Source organism: Micromonospora sp. AMSO12t (genome assembly GCF_008806585.1).
In the GTDB taxonomy this organism is placed as follows: Bacteria; Actinomycetota; Actinomycetes; order Mycobacteriales; family Micromonosporaceae; genus Micromonospora; species Micromonospora reichwaldensis.
The window spans coordinates 1-20,363 of the sequence record NZ_WAAS01000111.1; the positions used below are offsets into that span (position 1 = coordinate 1).

Consider the following 20,363-nt stretch of genomic DNA (forward strand, 5'->3'; position numbering starts at 1 on the left):
CGGTCCGCGGGGAAGGGGCGCTCCGCCGGGTACGCCCCGTCCGCCGGGCTGGCGGACCCGGGGGCCCAGCGGGGGTCCGGCTCGGCCTGCCAGCGGTCGGTGGGCTCGGGCCGCCAGGTCGCGGTCGCGTCGGTGGTCTGCGGCTGCCAGGTCCCGGCCGGCGCGGCGGGCTCGGGCTGCCAGCGGGCGGTCGGCTGGTCGCGGTGCCACTCGTCGGCGGGCTGCTCCGGGTCGTCCCCGAAGAGGTAGGCGGACCTCGGCTCCGGACGGTCGGTGAGCCAGGCCGGCGGCTCCTCGCCCAGCGGCTGCTCGCGGCGCCGGTCGGCGCCGTCCGGGTGGTACGGGTCGGTCCAGCCGTACACGCCTCTGCCTCCAGGGGGTCGGTTGCGGGCCGGGGTGACGCTACGTGGCGGGCGTGAACAGCGGCAACGTGGCTAAGGAAGAGTTAAGGGGAAGCCGGACGGCAGGGTGGGGACTTCCCGGGATCCGAGGCGTAGAGTCAAGGTGTCCGGACAGAGTGTGTCCGCGCCTTGTGGCAGCCCCCCGGCAAGTGGCCAGGTCGACGTGGAAATGATCTACGGCCTGCGAGAACTTGACGAAAGAGGGGGTGTCGGCTCAATATGTAGGTGTCGCCAGTCGCGCCCGGTCATGCCCAGAATCGCCTGGGGTGACAGCCGCGTACACATTTGGGCGCGCGTTGGCCGGCCCTTCCGGCAGCGCATATCAAGGAGTCAACATGGCTAAGGCCCTGTACGGCCACGTAGGTGCGGCGCCCGATCGGCGTCTGCTCGACGAGGTCACCCGACTGCGTACCACGGTTCGGGCTCTGGAGTTCGAGATCACGCGGCTGCGTGCCGAGAACGATCGGCTCGCGGCGGCTGCGGCGGAGGCGGACGATCTGCTCCGTCTGGCCGAGCCCGCACTGACCTGATCTCCAGATCGCAAAACTGAATCGCATCACGCAAAAAGAGCGCGCCGACACTTCTGTGCCGGCGCGCAGCTCTGTCCGCACCCCTTTTCGCCGCACCAATTCGTGATCTTGTGCGGCCCGCCGCGACGATTCCCGTACGACTCCGGCCGACGGATGGTCCGCACCCGGGCGGGCCGGCCCGCGTCACCTGGGACGGGCGCCCGGCGGTCGCCAGGCGGGTCGCGTGCCCGGCGGTTCCCGGTCCCGGGTTAGTCTGCGGGTTCACCCAGGTCCGCGCAGCCGGCGACGGTACGGCGGCCACCGGACGAGGATCGAGAAGGTGCATCTCAAGAGCCTGACGGTGAAGGGCTTCAAGTCCTTCGCCTCCGCGACGACGCTCAAGCTGGAGCCGGGGATCACCTGCGTGGTCGGCCCCAACGGCTCCGGCAAGTCCAACGTCGTCGACGCCATCGCCTGGGTGCTCGGCGAGCAGGGCGCCAAGGCGCTGCGCGGCGGCAAGATGGAGGACGTCATCTTCGCCGGCACCGCCGGCCGGGCCCCGCTGGGCCGGGCCGAGGTGACCCTCACGATCGACAACACCGACGGCGCGCTGCCGATCGAGTACACCGAGGTGTCGATCACCCGCCGGATGTTCCGCTCCGGCGAGAGCGAGTACGAGATCAACGGCGACACCTGCCGGCTGCTCGACATCCAGGAGCTGCTGTCGGACTCCGGCATCGGCCGGGAGATGCACATCATCGTCGGCCAGGGGCGACTCGACGGGATGCTGCACGCCAAGCCGGAGGACCGGCGGTCGTTCGTCGAGGAGGCGGCCGGCGTCCTCAAGCACCGCAAGCGCAAGGAGAAGGCGCTGCGGAAGCTCGACGCGATGCAGACGAACCTCAACCGGCTCACCGACCTCACCGCCGAGCTGCGCCGCCAGCTCAAGCCGCTGGGCCGGCAGGCGGAGGTGGCCCGCCGTGCCGCCGCCATCCAGGCCAACCTGCGCGACGCCCGGCTACGGCTGCTCGCCGACGACCTGGCCACCCTGCGCGCCACCCTGGACCGGGAGATCGCCGACGAGACCGCCGTGCGCGAGCGGCGCGAGCAGGTCGAGGCCGAACACACCGAGGTGCAGGCGCGGCTGGCCGAGCTGGAGGCGGCCCTCGCCGAGGACGCGCCGCTGCTGGCCGCCGCGCAGGACACCTGGTACAAGCTCTCCGCCCTCTCCGAGCGGTTCCGCTCCATCGAGCAGCTCGCCCGGGAACGGCTGCGGCACCTCAGCGCCACTCCCGACGACGAGCGCCCCGGTCGCGACCCCGAGCAGTTGGAGGCCGAGGCCGAGCGGATCCGGGAGCAGGAGGAGGAGCTGCGCGGCGCGCTCACCGACGACCAGATCCGGCTGGCCGAGGCCGTCGAGCACCGCCAGGAGCTGGAGCGGCAGCTCGCCGCCGCCGAACGCGAGCTGGTCGCCGCGGCCAAGGCGATCGCCGACCGGCGGGAGGGCCTGGCCCGGCTGACCGGTCAGGTCAACTCCGCCCGCGCCCGGACCACCAGCGCCGGCGAGGAGATCGAGCGGCTCGCCACCGCGCACGCCGACGCGCTGGCCCGGGCCGACCAGGCCCAGGCCGAACTCGACGCGGTCGCCGAGCAGTCCACCGAGGCGGACCGGGACAACGCCGACCTCGACGCCCGGCACGCCGAGGCGGTCGCCGCCCAGGAGCGGGCGCAGGCCACCGTGCGGTCACTTACCGACGCGGAGCGGACGGCGGAGAAGGACGCCGCCACCTGGAAGGCGCGGGAGGAGGCGCTCGCCCTCGGCCTGCGCCGCAAGGACGGCGCGGGCGCGCTGCTGGCCCGCGCCGACGAGGTCCCGGGCCTGCTGGGCAGCCTGGCCGGGCTGCTCACGGTCGCGCCCGGGCAGGAGGCCGCGCTCGCCGCCGCGCTCGGCGGGCTCGCCGACGCGGTCGCGGTCAGCGGCGTCGACGAGGCGGTCGAGGCCATGCGGCTGCTGAAGATCTCCGACGCCGGTCGCGCCGGCCTGCTGGTCGGCAGCCCCGCCGGGCCGGGCATGGACGGGCCCGCCGACGCGCTGCGGCCGAAGCTGCCCGACGGCGCCCGCTGGGCGCCCGACCTGGTGGAGTGCTCCCCGCAGCTCCGCCCGGCGGTGCACCGGGCGCTGCGCGACGTGGTGCTGGTCGACGACCTCGCCGCCGCGGCCGAGGTGGTCGCCGGCAACCCGGAGCTGCGCGCGGTCACCCCCGACGGCGACGTGGTGGGGGCGTACGCGGCGGCCGGCGGGTCGGCCAAGGCGCCCAGCTTCATCGAGGTGCAGGCCGCCGTCGAGGAGGCCCGGTCGAACCGGCTCGCCGCCGAGGTCACCGGCGCGGAGCTGCGCGAACAGCTCGTCGACGCCCGCGCCGAGGTGGCCGCCGCCAAGGAGACGGTGCAGCACGCCGCCGCCGCCAAACGGGAGGCGGAGAGCCACCGCAACGCCGCCGCCCGCCGGCTGGCCGAGCTGGGCGCGGCGGCCCGCTCGGCGAAGGCGGAGACGGACCGGCTCGGCGAGTCCCGGGCCCGCGCGGAGGCCGCCCGGGAGCGGGACCTGCTCACCCTGGCCGAGCTTGAGGAGCGGCTGCGGCTGGCCGAGGAGACCCCCGTCGACGCGGAACCCTCCGCGGAGGAACGCGACCAGCTCGCCGCGATGGTGCCGCAGGCGCGGCAGAACGAGATGGAGGTCCGGCTCGCGGTGCGTACCGCCGAGGAGCGGGTCTCCTCGATCGCCGGCCGCGCGGACTCCCTGCGCCGGCAGGCCACCGCCGAGCGGGCCGCGCGGGAACGCGCGGCGGCCCGGCGGGCGGCGCGCACCCGGGGCGCGGGGATCGCCCGGGCCGTGGCGGGCGGGGCCCGGGAGGCCCTCACCCGGCTGGCCACCTCGATCGCCGCGGCCGAGGAGCACCGCGACGCCGTGGCGCGCGAACGCGCCGCCCGCGAGGCCGAACTCCAGGAGGTACGCAGCGCGGCCAAGCGGCTCGGCGCGGAGCTGGAGCGGCTGACCAGCCAGGTGCACCGCGACGAGGTGGCCCGCGCCGAGCAGCGGCTGCGCATCGAGCAGCTGGAGGCAAAGGCCGCCGAGGACTTCGGCCTGGACGTGGAGACCCTCGTCGCCGAGTACGGCCCGGCCCAGCCCGTCCCGCCCACCCAGGCCGACGTGGCGGCGGCCGAACGCGACGGCCTGCCGGTGCCCGAGCCGGTCCGCTACGAGCGGCCGGTGCAGGAGAAGCGGGCCGCCAAGGCGGAACGGGAACTGGCCCTGCTCGGCAAGGTGAACCCGCTGGCCCTGGAGGAGTTCGCCGCGCTGGAGGAGCGCTACAAGTTCCTCTCCGAGCAGCTGGAGGACCTCAAGGCCACCCGCCGGGACCTGCTCACCGTGGTCAAGGACGTCGACGACCGGATCCTGGAGGTCTTCGCCAGCGCGTTCGCCGACACGGCCCGGGAGTTCCAGCAGGTCTTCACCGTGCTCTTCCCCGGTGGTGAGGGGCGGCTCGTGCTCACCGACCCCGACGACCTGCTCACCACCGGCATCGAGGTCGAGGCCCGCCCGCCGGGCAAGAAGATCAAGCGGCTGTCGCTGCTCTCCGGCGGAGAGCGTTCGCTGACCGCGGTGGCGATGCTGGTGGCCATCTTCCGGGCCCGGCCCAGCCCGTTCTACATCATGGACGAGGTCGAGGCGGCGCTCGACGACGTCAACCTGGGGCGGCTGATCACGCTGCTGGCCCAGTTGCGGGAGAAGAGCCAGCTCATCGTCATCACGCACCAGAAGCGGACGATGGAGGTCGCCGACGCCCTGTACGGCGTGACCATGCGCAACGGGGTGACCCAGGTGATCAGCCAACGGCTCAACCGGGCCGACGGGGACGAGCGGCGTGGCCGCGGCGAGGAGAACGAGTAGTGGGTCGGGAACGGGCGACGGCGCTCCTGGTGGACTTCGACGGCGTCCTGCGCAGGTGGGACCCGGCGGTGGCCGCCGGGGTGGAGCGGGAGTACGGCCTGTCCGACGGCGTACTCACCGAGATCGCCATGCAGTGGGGGCGGCTCCAGCCGGTGCTGACCGGCCGGGTCAGCCACGCCGACTGGATGGCCAGCGTGGCCGACGCGCTGGCCGACTCCGTGGGCGGCCCCGAGCGGGCCCGGGCGGCCGTGGAGCAGTGGCAGCGCTACCGGGGCGAGGTGGACCCGGAGGTGCTCGCCTTCGTCCGCGAGGCGCGGGCCGGCGGCATCCGCGTCGGGCTAGGCACGAACGCCACGGACCTGCTCGATGCCGACCTCGCCGCGCTCGACCTGACGGACGAGTTCGACGTGGTGGTCAACTCGTCCAGGGTCGGGGTGAACAAGCCGGCGAAGGAGTACTTCCAGGCGGCCTGCGAGGCCCTGGAGACCCCGGCGGCCCGGGTGCTCTTCGTCGACGACGAGGACTGGGCGATCCGGGGCGCCCGGGTCGCCGGCCTGTCGGCGCTGCGCTGGAGCGGCCCGGCCGACCTGCGGTACGCGCGGGCCGCCCTGGCGTACTGACCGGTTCCGGCCCGCCCCGCCGGGGGCTGCTACTCGCCCGTGACGCCGTCGATGCGTTCGCGGATCAGGTCGGCGTGGCCGTTGTGCCGGGCGTACTCCTCGATCATGTGCACGTAGATCCAGCGCAGGTTGAACGTCCGGCGCTTCGGGCCGACCTCGGTGAAGGTCTCGTCGAGCGACCGGCCGGCGGCGGCGGCGCGGGCCAGCGCCACCTCCCGGTGGTAGGTGGCGAAGTCGGCCTCGGCGTCGGCGGCGCTGACGTCGTGGTCGGCGTCCGGGTTGTCGGGCGTGAAGTAGGGGTAGTCGACCTGCTGGCCGGCGAGGTTCTCCCGGAACCACCAGGCCTCCACCTCGGCCAGGTGCCGGACCAGGCCGAGCAGGGTGAGCCCGGAGGGCTCGACGCTGGGCGTCTTCAGTTGTTCGGCGGTCAGCCCGGCACACTTGAGCAGCAGGGTCTGCCGGTGGAAGTCCAGCCAGCCCTCCAGCATGGTGCGCTCGTCGCCGACGTAGGGCTCGGGGGTCCGGGTGATCTCCGGTGCTCGCCAGGTCATGCCGGTCATCCTGGCTGGCACCTCCGACAACCGGCGAGCGGTTTATCGGGGTGCCGGCGCGTGGGCGGTGGCCGCCCGGCGCGGGTGGGCAGGCCGGGGCGCGGCGGGAGGCTCACCCGCCGGGGGTCAGGCCCTGCCGCATGACCTCGCGCAGGTGGCCGTCGCTGGTGGTGCCCTCGATCGTCACCTCGGCCGTCCGGCCGGCGTGCACCAGCGTGGCGACCGCGTTGCCGAAGTACGGCCCGGCCAGCCGCTTCCAGCGGAACGGCGGGCGGCGTACGCCGGCGGTGCGGGCCAGCGCCCGGGTGGCCCCGGACGGCCCGGACGACCAGCCCAGCTTCATCAGCGGGCGCATCCCGGCCGGGACCTGGTTGTGGATGGGCGAGCAGGTGAGCTGGTGCACCGGGGTGACCACGCTCCGGTCGTCGAACCGCGCCCGCGCCACGTACGAGTGGTGCACGTCGCCGGAGAGCACGCTGATCGACGCCGGTGGCGCGTACGCCGGGCCGGCCCCGACGCGCTCGCCGGGCTCGCCGGGGGTGCCGCTGCCGAGGCGGGCGAAGAGCGCGCCGAGCGCGTCGAACGAGCGGCGGAACGCGGCCCAGTGCTCCAGGTCCAGCCCCCGGCGCAGCTTCTCGGCCAGCCGGGCGACCCAGGGCCGCCGCGAGTCGGCCAGCTTCTCGTTCCACGCCTCCACGTGGTGGATGCCCGGCGGCAGCAGCCAGGGCAGGGACGCGCCGACCACCAGGTGGTCGTAGACGCCGTGGGCGCGGTCGAGGAACCACGACCACTCGCCCGGGGGCAGCATCGCCCGCTGGCCCGGCTCCAGCACCCGGCTGCACCGGTTGTCGAGCATGACCAGCCGGGTCCGGCCCAGGTCCAGCGCGTAGCTCCACTGGTACTGCACGGCCCGCCACCGTTCGGTGTCGTGGGCGAGGTCGGCCTCGGTGTCGACCCGCTGCCCGAACTCGCGCAGCACGCCGGTGGCGTCCTCCGCCGCGACGACCTTGGCGTAGACCGGGTCGGCGGCGATCTCGTCGGGGGAGAGATTGCCCAGGTGCTGGTAGACCCAGTACGAGGCGAGGCCGCTGGTGATCCGCTCCGCCCACCACGGCTGCTCGCGCATGTCGGAGCGCCAGGAGGCCGAGGTGTTCCAGTCGTCGATGACCTCGTGGTCGTCGAAGATCATCACGCTCGGCACGGTGGAGAAGAGCCAGCGGATCTCCGGGTCCCGCCAGGACTCCAGGTAGAGCTTCGTGTACTCGTCGAAGCTGACCACCTGGTCGCCCGGCGCGCCCTTCGGCCGGCGGCGGCGCCGCTTCAGCAGCCGCCGGACCGTGGGCGACGTCACGTCCGCGTAGACCTGGTCGCCGAGGAGCACCAGCAGGTCGGGCACCTCGGTCGTAGCCGGGTCGGCCATCAGCCGCCGGGCGTACGCGTCGAGGGCGTCCGGGGGCAGCCGCCGGGTGGTGGCGTGCTGGGTGGTCTCCCGGCAGGAGCCGAAGACCAACCGGACCGGCTGGTCGAGGTCGTCGGCCGCCCGGGTGCGGATCACGCTGGGCGGGAAGTCGCTCTTCGGCACCGGCCAGGCGACCTCGTCGTCGATCAGCACCTCGTAGGTGGTGGCGCTGTCGGGGGTGAGCCCCTCCACGACGACGAGCGCGTAGTGGTGGTCGTACGCCGAGAAGGTGGGCGCGGTGCCGCCGGCGCCGTCGGCGGTGCGGACGGTGACCACCGCGGGCGCGCTGGTCTCCACCCAGACGGTGGCCGTCGTGCCGACCACCCTGCGGAGCAACGGGCCGATGAGCAGGTGTGCCGCGGGCATGGTCGACCTCCAGATGAGCGGACTTCATCTTTACTACCCGGCCGGCGGTCGCACCACTGCTGGCTGTGAGCGAGCCTACCGCCGGCCTCCGCGGACCCGGTCGGGAGCGGTGGCTGGGACAGCTTCGCCGGCATCTGACAGGATTCCGGCATGACCGAATACCTCCTCATCGCGCTCGCCCTGCTCGGCGTGCTGATCCTTGGCGGCATCGGGCTGGTCGTGCCGCGGTTGCGCCGGCGACCGGAGCCGCCGCTGCCGAAGACGGAGGTCGACACCCGGGCCGAGGAGGACCTGGCCGGCCCGCCGGTCCAGGCACCGGAGGCCGAGTTGTCCACCGGGATCCTGGTGGAGCCGCCGGTGGTGGAGGCACCGGCACCGGTGCTGGAGGTCCCCGAGCCGACCGCCGGCCGGCTGGTCCGGCTGCGCTCGCGGCTGTCCCGCTCGCAGAACGTCTTCGGCAAGAGCCTGCTCGGCCTGCTCAGCCGCGACCACCTCGACGAGGACACCTGGGAGGAGATCGAGGACAGCCTGATCACCGCCGACGTCGGCGTCGACGCCACCCGCGACATCGTCGACCGGCTGCGCGAGCGGACCCGGGTCCTCGGCACCCGCTCCGGCGGCGAGCTGCGCGCCCTGCTCGCCGCCGAGCTGGTCAACGCGCTCGACCCGACCCTGGACCGGTCCCTGCGGACCGCGCCCAAGGAGGGCGTGCCGGCGGTCGTGCTGGTCGTCGGCGTCAACGGCGCGGGCAAGACCACCACCTGCGGCAAGATCGCCCGGGTGCTCGTCGCCGACGGCCGCAGCGTGCTGCTCGGCGCCGCCGACACCTTCCGGGCGGCCGCCGCGGACCAGCTGGAGACCTGGGGCGGTCGGGTCGGCGCGGAGACCGTGCGGGGCCCGGAGGCGGCCGACCCGGCCAGCGTGGCCTTCGACGCCGTCAAGCGGGGCATCGACACCGGCGTGGACACCGTGCTCATCGACACCGCCGGCCGGCTGCAGAACAAGATCGGCCTGATGGACGAGCTGGGCAAGGTCAAGCGGGTGGTGGAGAAGCACGGCCCGATCGACGAGACACTGCTGATCCTCGACGCCACCACCGGGCAGAACGGGCTGGAGCAGGCCCGGGTCTTCACCGAGGCGGTCAACGTGACCGGTGTCGTGCTCAGCAAGCTCGACGGCACCGCCAAGGGCGGCATCGTGATCGCCGTGCAGCGCAAGCTGGGCATCCCGGTCAAGCTGGTCGGGCTCGGCGAGGGCAAGGACGACCTGGCCCCGTTCGACCCCGCCCAGTTCGTCGACGCGCTGCTCGGTACCGAGCCGCTCGCCCGGGACGCGTAACCTCGCAGTGACGACCGACGATCGCGCCTACGCCGGGTGGCGCGACCCCAGCCACCCGTCGACGGGCCTCGGGAGACCGTACGTGACTTCGCAGGAGATCCCGCTGCACGGCGGGAACGTCAGCACCGTCGTCCGGGTCGGCGACACGGTCCGGCGCAACGCCGGGCCGTGGACGCCCTCGGTGCACGCCCTGCTGCGCCACCTGGAGTACGTCGGGTTCACCGGCGCCCCCCGCGCGCTCGGCATGGACGAGCGCAACCGGGAGGTCCTGTCGTACCTGGAGGGGGAGTGCGGGGAGTACCCGCTGGCCCCGCACTGGGTCACCGACGAGGCGCTGGTGACCGTCGCCACCATGCTCCGCATGTTCCACGACGCCCAGTACGGCTTCGTCCCGCCGCCGGGCGCGGTGTGGCGCTCGTTCGGCCCGCCGCCGCCGGACACCGAGGTGATCTGCCACCACGACGCCGCCCCGCACAACGTGATCTGGCGGCCCGACGGCACCCTGGGGCTGATCGACTTCGACCTCGCCTCGCCCGGCGCCCGGATCTACGACGTGGCGTACGCGGCCTGGACCTGGGTGCCGATCTTCTCCGACCGGGACTCGATCACGCTCGGCTGGAAGCACCCCGACCGGCCGCGCCGGCTGCGCCTCTTCGCCGACGCGTACGGGCTCATCCCCCGGGACCGGCACCGGCTGATCCGGACCATCCGCAAGCGGATCGTGGACCACGTGGAGGGCATTCGCCGGATGGCCGCCGCCGGTGAGCCGGCCTTCGTCCGGATCGTGCACAAGGGGCACCTGCGCCGGCCGATGCGGGACCTGCGGCTGCTCGACTACGAGCGCAACGCCCTGGAGTACGCGCTGCGCTGAGCGGTCCGTGCTGTCGGCCGCGCCGGCCGGCGGTGAGCTTCTCTTCACACGTCCGAAACAACCCGTCACCGTTCGGAAATCGACGGGTGACGCTGGGGGAAACAGGGAGCGAGCAGGCTTCCGCCCATCCGGCGTACGGGCGACGCTGCCCCGGAAGCCGTGAAGGAGGGAACTTCACCTTTAGGAGGCCAGCGTGCCTGAGGCACCCACGATCGATTCCGGCAACACCGTGTGGTTGCTGGTGTCGACGGCGCTCGTGCTGCTCATGACGCCCGGACTGGCGCTGTTCTACGGCGGCCTCAACAGGTCCAAGGGTGTACTGAACATGATGATGATGAGCTTCTCCGCGATCGGGCTCATCTCCGTTTTGTGGTGGTTCTACGGTTTCAGCATCGCCTTCGGTAGCGATGTCAACGGGCTCTGGGGCGACCCGGGCGCCTACCTCGGTACCAAGACCTTCCTCGCCGAGACCGACCTCTGGGGCGCGACGGCGGAGAACCCGAGCGGCATCGGCGTCCCGCTCTACGTGTTCATGGCCTTCCAGATGATGTTCGCCGTGATCACCGTCGCGCTGATCAGCGGCGCGATCTCCGACCGGGCGAAGTTCGCCGGCTGGCTGCTCTTCGCGTTCGGCTGGGCGACGCTTGTCTACTTCCCGGTCGCGCACTGGGTGTGGGGCGGCGGCATCATCGGCGGCGACCTGCACGCGCTCGACTTCGCCGGCGGCACCGCCGTGCACATCAACGCCGGCGCGGCGGCTTTGGCCCTGGTGCTGGTGCTCGGCAAGCGGCTCGGCTGGCCCCGGGAGGGCATGAAGCCGCACAACATCCCGCTCGTCGCGCTCGGCGCCGGACTGCTCTGGTTCGGCTGGTTCGGCTTCAACGCCGGTTCCGAGCTCACCGTCGACTCGGTCGCCGGCCTGGCCTTCATCAACACCCAGCTCGCCACGGCCGCCGCCGTGCTCGGCTGGATCGTCGTCGAATGGATCAAGGACAGGAAGCCGACCCTGGTCGGCGCCTCGTCCGGCGCCATCGCCGGCCTGGTCGCCATCACCCCGGCCTGCGGCTTCATCGCCCCCTGGGCGGCGGTGCTGCTCGGTCTCGTCGCCGGGTCGGTCTGCGCGCTGGCGATCAGCCTCAAGTACAAGCTCGGCTACGACGACTCGCTCGACGTGGTCGGCGTGCACTTCGTCGGCGGCTGGATCGGCTCGCTCTGGCTCGGCCTCTTCGCCACCAACTCGGTCAACGGCGCGATCACCGACGTGATCGGCGCCTCCGACGGGCTCTTCTACGGCGGCGGGGTGACCCAGCTCGGCCGGCAGGCCCTGGCCGGCCTGATCGTCACCGTCTGGTCCTTCGCGGTGGCCTGGGTGCTCGCCTTCGGCATCGAGAAGACGATCGGCTTCCGCCTGCGGGCCGAGGACGAGGTCGGCGGCATCGACATCGCCGAGCACGCCGAGAGCGGCTACGACCTGTCGCCGGCCACCGGCAGCGGCGGGGGCAGCGCGTTCGCCATGGCCGGGCTGACCGGCGCCAGGCCGGCGACGGAGCCGGCGGCCGCGCCTGCCGAGCCCACCGTGCCGGCGGCCGCGCCTGCCGAGCCCACCGTGCCGGCTGCCGAGCCGGCCGAGCCGGCCGCCGGGTCCGCCGCCGAGACGGTCGCCCGTTAACGTTCCTGGGATGGAGGGGTTGGACATGAAGCTGGTGACCGCGGTCATCAAGCCGTACCAGCTGGACGCGGTGAAGGAGGCCCTGCACGCCCTCGGCGTGGCCGGCCTGACCGTCAGCGAGGTCCAGGGCTACGGGCGGCAGAAGGGGCACACCGAGGTCTACCGGGGTGCCGAGTACACGGTCGAGTTCCTGCCCAAGATCCGGGTGGAGGTGCTCACCGACGAGATCGACGTCGACAAGATCGTGGACGCCGTCGTCGGCGCCGCCCGGACCGGCAAGATCGGAGACGGGAAGGTCTGGGTGACCGCCGTCGAGGAGGTCGTCCGGGTCCGTACCGGCGAGCGCGGCCTCGACGCGCTCTGACCGGCCACTGACATGACCTCGTCGACCAGGAAGAACGCGTCGGGACACACCGGCAACGGCGCCGCCGCCCTCCTGGTCGACGAGGTCGTCGGCGTCGACGGCGGCATCGGGGCGACGGCGCGGGCCGCGCGGGCCGACGCGTACGACCGGTGGCTGCGCGGGCTGCTGCCGCAGCGGCGCGGGGTGGCGCTGATCGCCGTCGGCGGGCTGGGGCGCCGGCAGTGCGCGCCGCACGGCGACCTCGACCTCGTCCTGCTGCACGCCGGGGTGCCCGGCGTGGACGAGCTGGCCGCCTCGGTCTGGTATCCCGTGTGGGACGCCGGGCTGCGGCTGGACCACTCCGTCCGGACCGTCGCCGAGGCGCTCTCCGTCGCCCAGGACGACGTGAAGGTGGCCCTCGGGCTGCTCGACGCGCGGCTCGTCGCCGGGGACGCCGCGCTCGCGGACACCCTCGTCCGCACCGCCGCCGACCACTGGCGGCGCACCGCCGTACGCCAGCTCCCGGCGCTCCGCGAGATCACCGCCGCCCGCTGGGCCGCCCACGGCGAGCTGGCGTTCCTGCTGGAGGGCGACCTGAAGGAGGCGGCCGGCGGGCTGCGCGACGTGGGCATCCTGCGGGCGATCGCCACCGCCGGGATCACCGACGCGCTGCGCCCCGCCGTCCGCGCCGCGCACCTGCGGCTGCTCGACACCCGGGACGCGCTGCACCGGCAGGCCGGCCGCCGGGTCGACCGGCTGGTCGCCCAGGAACGCGACGGGGTCGCCGCGCTGCTCGGGCTCCGGCAGTCACCGGCTGGCGGGTCCGACACCCCGGCCCTGCTTTCGCCGCACGCCCCGCGCCTGCTCTCACCCGGCGCGTCCGACACCGCGCAGCGGGCCGCCGCCGCCGAGTCGATCGGCGACGGGGACACGCTGCTGCGCCGGGTCGCCGGGGACGCCCGGACCGTCAGCCACGCCCTCGACGACGCCTTCCGCGCCGCCGACCGGCTCCGCTCCGGCCGCCGCCGGGGCGCCGACGGGCGTCCGCTGCGCCGACCGGTCGCCCGGGACGTCGTCGAGCACGACGGCGAGCTGGTGCTGGCCCGCACCGCTATCGGGGCACGCCCCGACCCGAGCCTGTCGCTGCGGGTCGCCGCCGCCGCGGCCGTCACCCGGCTGCCGATCGCCCGGGCCACCTGCGAGTGGCTGGCCGCGTACTGCCCGCCGCTGCCGGCGCCGTGGCCGGCCGAGGCCCGGGCCGCGCTGGTCACCCTGCTCGGCGCCGGTCCCGGCCTGGTGCCGGCCTGGGAGACCTGCGACCGGTACGGGCTGATCGAGGGCTGGCTGCCCGAGTGGACCCGGCTGCGCAGCCTCCCGCAGCACAACCCCGTGCACCGGTTCACCCTCGACCGGCACCTCGTGCAGACCGCCTACGAGGCCAGCCGACACACCCGCGAGGTGGACCGCCCCGACCTGCTGCTGCTCGGCGCACTCCTGCACGACGTCGGCAAGGGGCTTCCCGGCGACCACAGCACGGTCGGGGTGCCGCTGGCGGAAGCGGTGGCGGCCCGGATCGGCCTGCCCGCGCCGGAGGTGGCGCTGATCGGCACGCTGGTCCGGCTGCACCTGCTCCTGCCCGACGTGGCCACCCGGCGGGATCTCGCCGACCCGGTCACCATCGCCGGGGTGGCCGAGCGGGTCGGCGACCCGACGACGCTGGACCTGCTGCACGCCCTGGTGCGGGCCGACGCCGCCGCCACCGGCCCGGCCGCGCAGCCGCTGGGTGACCGAGACGTCCCCGTTCACCGCGCGGCCGGGCCCTGGCGGCGCGGTCCGAGGGGGCCGCGCCCCGGGTGGTGTGGCACCGCGAGGCGGCCACCGACGCCGTGCTGCTGGAGCTGCGCGCCGCCGACGCGGCGGGCCTGCTCTACCGGGTCACCTGCGCCCTCGACGAGGCCGGCGCCCAGGTGCGGGCGGCCCGCATCTCCACCCTCGGCGGCGACGTGGTGGACGCCTTCTACCTCGTCGGCGGCTGGCCGGACGACGCCGCCCGGGCCCGTCTGGAGGCGGCGGTGCTGGCCGCCGTGTGACGATGTGCCTCCCGCCGGCCCGGGGAGCCTCGGCGCGCGCGGGCGTGCCGGCGCTCATCCGCGCCCCGGCTGTGCCCGGCCCGGAGCGGCCGTGCGGCCCGGCCGGCTACCCTAGCGGTGGCCGGACACCTCGCCCGGTCGCCGATGTGCCCGCCGGAACACTGACAAACGGGATGTTCGCGTGTTTGACACCTTGAGTGACCGCCTGTCCGGGATCTTCACCAAGCTCCGCGGCAAGGGTCGGCTCACCGACGCCGACATCGACGCCACCGCGCGCGAGATCCGCCTCGCGCTGCTGGAGGCGGACGTCGCGCTGCCGGTGGTCAAGGGCTTCATCGCCAACGTCAAGGAGCGGGCGCGCGGCTCCGAGGTCTCCCAGGCGCTCAACCCGGCGCAGCAGATCATCAAGATCGTCAACGAGGAGCTGATCAACGTCCTCGGCGGCGAGGGGCGGCGGCTCCAGTTCGCCAAGCAGCCGCCGACGGTGATCATGCTCGCCGGCCTCCAGGGTTCCGGTAAGACCACCCTCGCCGGCAAGCTGGCCCGCTGGCTCAAGGCCCAGGGCCACCAGCCGCTGCTGGTCGCCGCCGACCTCCAGCGCCCCAACGCCGTCGGGCAGCTCCAGGTGCTCGGTGGCCGCGCCGGCGTCGAGGTGTACGCCCCCGAGCCCGGCAACGGCACCGGCGACCCGGTACAGGTGGCGCGCGCCTCGATCGAGCACGCGAAGCGGGCCGCCCGGGACATCGTCATCGTCGACACCGCCGGCCGGCTCGGCATCGACGCCGAGATGATGCAGCAGGCCGCCGACATCCGCGACGCGGTCGAGCCGGACGAGGTCATCTTCGTCATCGACGCCATGGTCGGCCAGGACGCGGTGCGCACCGCCGAGGCGTTCCGCGACGGCGTGGGCATCACCGGCGTGGTCCTCTCCAAGCTCGACGGCGACGCCCGCGGTGGCGCCGCGCTGTCGGTGCGGGAGGTCACCGGGCAGCCGATCCTCTTCGCCTCCACCGGCGAGAAGCTGGAGGACTTCGACGTCTTCCACCCCGACCGGATGGCCAGCCGGATCCTCGGCATGGGCGACGTCCTCACTCTGATCGAGCAGGCCGAGCAGGCCTTCGACACCGATCAGAAGGAGAAGATGACCGCCAAGCTGATGGGCGGCGAGCAGTTCACCCTGGAGGACTTCCTCGACCAACTCATCGCGGTCCGGCGGATGGGCCCCATCGCCAACGTGCTGGCCATGATGCCGGGCATGGGGCAGATGAAGGACCAGCTCGCCGAGGTCGACGACAAGCACTTCGACCGGGTCACCGCGATCATCCGGTCGATGACCCCCGCCGAGCGCACCAACCCGAAGATCATCAACGGCTCGCGCCGGGCCCGCATCGCCAACGGCTCCGGCGTCACGGTGATGGACGTCAACCAGCTGCTCAACCGCTTCACCGAGGCGCAGAAGATGATGAAGCAGATGGGCGGCATGATGGGCCTGCCGGGCGGCGGCCGGCGCAAGGCGACCAAGTCGCCGAAGAACAAGCGCAAGGGCACCAAGGGCGGCAACCGGCCGCGCGCCGGGGCGGGCGCCGGGATGCCGGGCGGCTTCCCGGGCGGCATGCCGCAGCTCCCGCCGGGCATGGACCCGAACGACCTGGCCGGCGGCCAGGGCCTCCCGCCGGGCTTCAAGCTGCCGAAGATCGACTTCAACAAGCTCGGCAAGGGCGGCGACGGCCGGCCCCGCTGACGCGTGTCGCTGGCGACCGCTCGCCCGTCCCCGTCGAGGACGCGCTGCTGGCCGTCGAGGTCCTCTCGCCGACCTCGACGTTCCGCGACCGCTACGACAAGGCGAAGGTCTACGCGCACGCCGGGGTGCGGACGTACTGGGTGGTCGACCCGCTGCACGAGCGGATGACCCTCACGGAAGACACGCTCGGCCCCGCCGGCGAGTACGAGGCGGTGACCCACACCGAGGACCTCTTCGTCACCGAGCGGCCCTGGAAGGTCTCCGTCGACCTGCCCGCGCTGACGGCACGGCGGGCCGGGCTGCTGGCGCGCGACGAGGGCTGAACGCCGCCGGCCCGCGCGAGGCGGGAAGAATGGCGGCGGACCGCCCCCTTTCGCGCAGACGGAGGACGCATGGCCTGGCACGTACGCGGCGTGGTGCTGCCCGACGACGAGGTCCGTGACCTGTGGCTGGTCGGCGACCGGGTCACCTTCACCCCGGTTGCCGGCGCGGAGACGATCGCCGACGGCGGGTTCGTGCTGCCCGGTCTGATCGACGCGCACTGCCACATCGGCATCGCCCGCGGCGGCGCCCCGATCACCTCGCTCGACCAGGCCCGCGAGCTGGCCCGCGTCGACCGGGACGCCGGGGTCCTCGCCATCCGCGACGCCGGGTCGCCCTACCCATACCCCGAACTCGACGACGAGCCCGACCTGCCGCGGCTGGCCCGCGCCGGCCGGCACGTCGCGCCGCCGAAGCGCTACCTGCGCGACATCGGCGTCGAGGTCGGCGCGGCGGAGGTGGCGGCGACGGTGGCCGCGCAGGCGCGCGCCGGCAACGGCTGGGTGAAGCTGGTCGGCGACTGGATCGACCGGGGCGTCGGCGACCTGGCGCCGGCGTGGGACGCCGACACCATGGCGGCCGCCGTCCGGGCCGCACACGCCGCCGGGGTACGCGCGGCCGTGCACACCTTCTCCGAGTCGGCCGTCGAGATCATGGTGCGCGCCGGGGTGGACTCGGTGGAGCACGGCACGGGCCTGAGCCTGGACCTGATCGACGAGATGGCCCGCCGGGGCACCGCGCTCATCCCCACGATGATCAACATTCGGACCTTCGGCGGGATCGCCGAGCAGGCCCGGGAGAAGTTCCCCGGCTACGCCGAGCACATGCTCGCCCTGCGCGACCGCTTCCCCGAGGTGGTCCGTTCGGCGCACGAGGCCGGGGTCCCGATCTACGTGGGCACGGACGCGGGCGGCGGCATCGACCACGGCCTCGCCGCGGAGGAGATGCTGCTGCTGCACGAGCAGGCCGGCATGTCCACCACCGACGTGCTCGCCGCCGCGTCCTGGCGGGCCCGCGAGTGGCTCGGCTTCCCCGGACTGGTCGAGGGTGGCCTGGCGGACCTCGTCGTCTACGCCGAGGATCCGCGCGCCGACCTGCGCGCCGTACGCACCCCCGCCCGCATCGTGCTGCGCGGTCGCGTCGTCCGCTGACCCGCCGCGCCGGGGCGTCGGCGCGGATGCTCCCGGTCGGGCCGGTGGCGCTCCCGACCGGCGGCGCGGCGCTGCCCGGGCGGCGCCCGGTCAGCCGGTGTGGGCCTGGGTGACCGCGTGCAGGAGCAGGTACACCGCGAGGTCGGCGAGGGCGGCGGCGGTCTGCGCGACGGGGGCGCCGGGCAGGACGATGTGGCTGATCACCAACCGGACGACCGAGTCCGTGGCGAACGCGACGGCGTTGCGGTCGGCGCCCGGCAGCACGCCGTCGGCCCACTCCAGCAGCACCTCGGTGGCCTCGGTCAGGACCAGCTCCGACCGGGTGGTGAGGTAGGGCAGCAGGTCGTCCGAGCCGCCCCGGGAGCTGGTCAGGACGGCCTTGATCAGCGGGTCGTCGGCCGCCTGCGTGAGGGTGTGCGAGATGGTGGCGTGCGCGGCGGCCCGCACGTCGTCGCCGTGGGCGCGCAGCAGGGCGCGTACGTCGCCGACGAACCGGTCGACCTCCCGCCGGGCGAGCGCCTCGGCCAGCCCCGCCTTGGTGCCGAACTCGTTGTAGACCGTCTGCCGGCTGACCCCCGCCGCGCGCGCGACGGCACCCATCCGGACGCCGTCCCAGCCGGTCGCGATGGTCAATGCCCGGGCGGCCTCGACGATCGCGTCCCGGGAACGGGTGCCGTCCCTCACCTCGCCCATGGTGGTCGAATCCTAGCCCGGCCGCACCGACCGGCACGGCGGAGACCGCCGACGTCGCGCCCGATGACGTCGTCCCTTCGGCCGACGCATAGGATGTGCGGTCATGGCACGCGTGCTCACTCCCCGTGCGGAGGACTTTCCCCGCTGGTACCAGGACCTGATCGCCAAGGCGAAGCTGGCCGACAACGGCCCGGTCCGGGGGACCATGGTCATCCGCCCGGCCGGCTACGCCATCTGGGAGCGGATGCAGGCCGAGATGGACGCCCGGATCAAGGCGGCGGGCGCGGAGAACGCGTACTTCCCGCTCTTCATCCCGGAGAGCTACCTCAAGCGCGAGGCCGAGCACGTCGAGGGCTTCTCGCCGGAACTCGCGGTGGTCACCCACGGCGGTGGCAAGCAGCTCGCCGAGCCGGTGGTGGTGCGCCCCACCAGCGAGACCGTCATTGGCGAGTTCATGGCCAAGTGGATCGACTCCTACCGGGACCTGCCGCTGCTGCTCAACCAGTGGGCCAACGTGGTCCGCTGGGAGCTGCGCCCCCGGATCTTCCTGCGCACCAGCGAGTTCCTCTGGCAGGAGGGGCACACCGCGCACGCGACCCGCGACGACGCCCGCGCCTACGCCCGCCGGATCCTGCACGAGGCGTACGAGGACCTGATGGTCAACGTGCTCGGCATCCCGGTGGTCGTCGGCCTGAAGACCGCCCGCGAGCGCTTCGCCGGCGCGACGGCCACCTACACCTGCGAAGGCATGATGGGCGACGGCAAGGCCCTCCAGCTCGGCACCAGCCACGAGCTGGGGCAGAACTTCGCCAAGGCCTTCGACATCAGCTACTCGTCGGCCGAGGGCGGCCGGGAGCACGCCTGGACGACCTCCTGGGGCACCTCGACCCGGATGCTCGGCGGCCTGATCATGTGCCACGGCGACGACAACGGGCTGCGCGTGCCGCCGAAGCTGGCGCCCGTGCAGGCGTACGTCATGGTGGTCAAGGACGGCGAGGGCCCTGGCGGCCCTGCCGAGGTGGCGAAAGAGCTTTGCGACGCGTTGCGCGACGCGGGCGTCCGGGTCGCGCTCGACGACCGCGTCGACACCCCGTTCGGCCGCCGGGCCGTCGACGCCGAGCTGCGCGGCTATCCCGTACGCGTCGAGGTCGGCCCCCGCGACCTGGCCGCCGGCAACGCGGTCGTGGTCCGGCGCACCGACGGCTCGAAGTCCCCGACGCCGGTGGCCGACGTGGTGACCGCCGTGCTGGCCGCCCTCGACGCCGACCAGCGGGCCCTGCACGACCAGGCGCTGGCCCACCGGAAGTCCCGCACGGTCGAGGTGTCGACCCTCGCCGAGGCGATCGAGGCGGCAGCCACCGGCTGGGCCATGGTGCCGTGGTCGGCGGTCGGCGTGCAGGGCGAGACGGAGGCGAACGGCCAGGGCGTCACCGTGCGCTGCCTGCTGCGCGCCGACGGCTCGGTGCCCGACTCCGAGGACGAGCCCGACCTGGTCGCCATCCTGGCCCGCGCCTACTGAGCCTCGTCGCACCCCCTCAGGTGCCGCGGCAGCTCGCTCAGGCGTCAGGAAGGGACCCTTCCTGACGCCTGAGGTGGCGGAAGGGTCCCTTCCTCGCACCTCGGAGCGGTGGGCGGGAGTGGGCGGCGGGGGCCGGTAGGGTCGGTCCGTGAGATTCGAACCTGGGCGGCTGATCGTGCACCGCAACGTGCGCCGGGGCCGGATCGGCTGGGTACGCACCGCGCGGGTGGTCAGCGACGACGACCGGGGCCTGCTGCTCTGGGTGCCCCGCGACTCCCCGGTCGCGAGCGAGGTCACCGAGGCCGGGCTGGGCATGCGGGCGGTGCCGTTCAGCGAGTGGATCACCTCGTCGTACCGCCTGGCCACCGGCCGGTGGGACGGCCCCTCCGTGCTCAAGTTCCTGCCCACCGGGGCGGCCCACTCCGTGTGGTGGTTCCGCGACGCGCACGACCGCTTCGCCACCTGGTACGTCAACCTGGAGGAGCCCGGGGTGCGCTGGGACGACGGCACGCTCGCCGGCGTCGACATGGTGGACCAGGACCTCGACGTGGTCGTCCGCCCCGACCTGGGCTGGGAGTGGAAGGACGAGGGGGAGTTCGCCGAGCGGCTCGCCTTCCCCGACCACTACTGGGTGACCGACGCCGACGCGGTCCGCGCCGAGGGGAAGCGGGTGATCGCGCTGGCCGAGGCGGGGGAGTTCCCCTTCGACGGCACCTGGTGCGACTTCACCCCGCCGCCCGACTGGACCGTCCCCGCCGGGTTGCCGCCC

General features: G+C 73.9%; 15 protein-coding genes and 2 pseudogenes. 13 read left to right on the forward strand and 4 right to left on the reverse strand.

What is annotated here, in order from left to right; all coding sequences use genetic code 11:
* Positions 1 to 362, reverse strand: a pseudogene (locus tag F6X68_RS33580) (hypothetical protein); the annotation flags it as partial.
* 374 nt (positions 363 to 736) lie between these two features.
* Here F6X68_RS33580 and F6X68_RS17595 point away from each other — a divergent pair.
* The 3 genes from F6X68_RS17595 to F6X68_RS17605 all read left to right on the forward strand — a co-directional run bounded on the left by F6X68_RS17595 (position 737) and on the right by F6X68_RS17605 (position 5,482).
* Positions 737 to 931, forward strand: a complete 195-nt coding sequence (locus tag F6X68_RS17595) for a hypothetical protein (protein ID WP_091621030.1) — start codon at positions 737 to 739, stop codon at positions 929 to 931.
* A 319-nt stretch (positions 932 to 1,250) separates the two neighbouring features.
* Positions 1,251 to 4,862 (forward strand): chromosome segregation protein SMC, encoded by a 3,612-nt coding sequence (smc, locus tag F6X68_RS17600; protein WP_151455314.1) that lies wholly within the window; start codon positions 1,251 to 1,253, stop codon positions 4,860 to 4,862.
* Positions 4,862 to 5,482, forward strand: a complete 621-nt coding sequence (locus tag F6X68_RS17605; protein ID WP_151455315.1) for an HAD-IA family hydrolase — start codon at positions 4,862 to 4,864, stop codon at positions 5,480 to 5,482. The genes smc and F6X68_RS17605 overlap by 1 nt, the downstream gene beginning before the upstream one ends.
* Positions 5,483 to 5,511: 29 nt before the next feature.
* On the opposite strand, the gene F6X68_RS17610 is transcribed toward F6X68_RS17605, so the two are convergent.
* Together F6X68_RS17610 and F6X68_RS17615 are read right to left on the reverse strand one after the other, a co-directional pair.
* A complete protein-coding gene (locus tag F6X68_RS17610; protein ID WP_151455316.1) occupies positions 5,512 to 6,033 on the reverse strand; it encodes a DinB family protein in 522 nt (173 codons plus the stop codon).
* A gap of 112 nt (positions 6,034 to 6,145) precedes the next feature.
* Complete coding sequence (locus tag F6X68_RS17615; protein ID WP_151455317.1) at positions 6,146 to 7,858, reverse strand: alkaline phosphatase D family protein; 1,713 nt, start codon at positions 7,856 to 7,858, stop codon at positions 6,146 to 6,148.
* Between the two features lie 150 nt (positions 7,859 to 8,008).
* On the opposite strand from F6X68_RS17615, the gene ftsY reads away from it, so the two are divergent.
* The 8 genes and pseudogenes from ftsY to F6X68_RS17655 all read left to right on the forward strand — a co-directional run bounded on the left by ftsY (position 8,009) and on the right by F6X68_RS17655 (position 17,382).
* Positions 8,009 to 9,196 (forward strand): signal recognition particle-docking protein FtsY, encoded by a 1,188-nt coding sequence (gene ftsY, locus F6X68_RS17620; protein WP_151455318.1) that lies wholly within the window; start codon positions 8,009 to 8,011, stop codon positions 9,194 to 9,196.
* A gap of 7 nt (positions 9,197 to 9,203) precedes the next feature.
* Complete coding sequence (locus F6X68_RS17625) at positions 9,204 to 10,067, forward strand: aminoglycoside phosphotransferase family protein (protein ID WP_192581443.1); 864 nt, start codon at positions 9,204 to 9,206, stop codon at positions 10,065 to 10,067.
* A 193-nt stretch (positions 10,068 to 10,260) separates the two neighbouring features.
* The gene (locus tag F6X68_RS17630; RefSeq protein WP_225852271.1) at positions 10,261 to 11,736 is read left to right on the forward strand and encodes an ammonium transporter; all 1,476 of its coding nucleotides are present in this window, start codon (positions 10,261 to 10,263) and stop codon (positions 11,734 to 11,736) included.
* A gap of 25 nt (positions 11,737 to 11,761) precedes the next feature.
* Entirely contained in the window at positions 11,762 to 12,100 is a 339-nt protein-coding gene (locus F6X68_RS17635; protein WP_176733926.1) for a P-II family nitrogen regulator, read from the forward strand.
* 12 nt (positions 12,101 to 12,112) lie between these two features.
* Positions 12,113 to 14,169: pseudogene (locus F6X68_RS17640) on the forward strand (HD domain-containing protein).
* Positions 14,170 to 14,350: 181 nt separating this feature from the next.
* A complete protein-coding gene (gene ffh, locus F6X68_RS17645) occupies positions 14,351 to 15,910 on the forward strand; it encodes a signal recognition particle protein (RefSeq protein ID WP_151455319.1) in 1,560 nt (519 codons plus the stop codon).
* Positions 15,911 to 15,954: 44 nt separating this feature from the next.
* Positions 15,955 to 16,233 carry a Uma2 family endonuclease gene (locus tag F6X68_RS17650; RefSeq protein WP_370518958.1) on the forward strand — a complete coding sequence of 93 codons (279 nt, stop codon included), beginning with the start codon at positions 15,955 to 15,957 and terminating at the stop codon, positions 16,231 to 16,233.
* A gap of 69 nt (positions 16,234 to 16,302) precedes the next feature.
* A complete protein-coding gene (locus F6X68_RS17655) occupies positions 16,303 to 17,382 on the forward strand; it encodes an amidohydrolase family protein (protein WP_151455320.1) in 1,080 nt (359 codons plus the stop codon).
* A 90-nt stretch (positions 17,383 to 17,472) separates the two neighbouring features.
* Here F6X68_RS17655 and F6X68_RS17660 read toward each other — a convergent pair whose 3' ends face one another.
* Positions 17,473 to 18,075 carry a TetR family transcriptional regulator gene (locus F6X68_RS17660; RefSeq protein ID WP_151455321.1) on the reverse strand — a complete coding sequence of 201 codons (603 nt, stop codon included), beginning with the start codon at positions 18,073 to 18,075 and terminating at the stop codon, positions 17,473 to 17,475.
* 103 nt (positions 18,076 to 18,178) lie between these two features.
* Between F6X68_RS17660 and proS the strand changes: the two genes are divergently transcribed.
* Together proS and F6X68_RS17670 are read left to right on the forward strand one after the other, a co-directional pair.
* Entirely contained in the window at positions 18,179 to 19,594 is a 1,416-nt protein-coding gene (proS, locus tag F6X68_RS17665; protein WP_151455322.1) for a proline--tRNA ligase, read from the forward strand.
* A 148-nt stretch (positions 19,595 to 19,742) separates the two neighbouring features.
* Positions 19,743 to 20,363, forward strand: a 621-nt coding sequence (locus tag F6X68_RS17670) for a DUF402 domain-containing protein (protein ID WP_151455323.1), incomplete at its 3' end; no start/stop codon positions are given.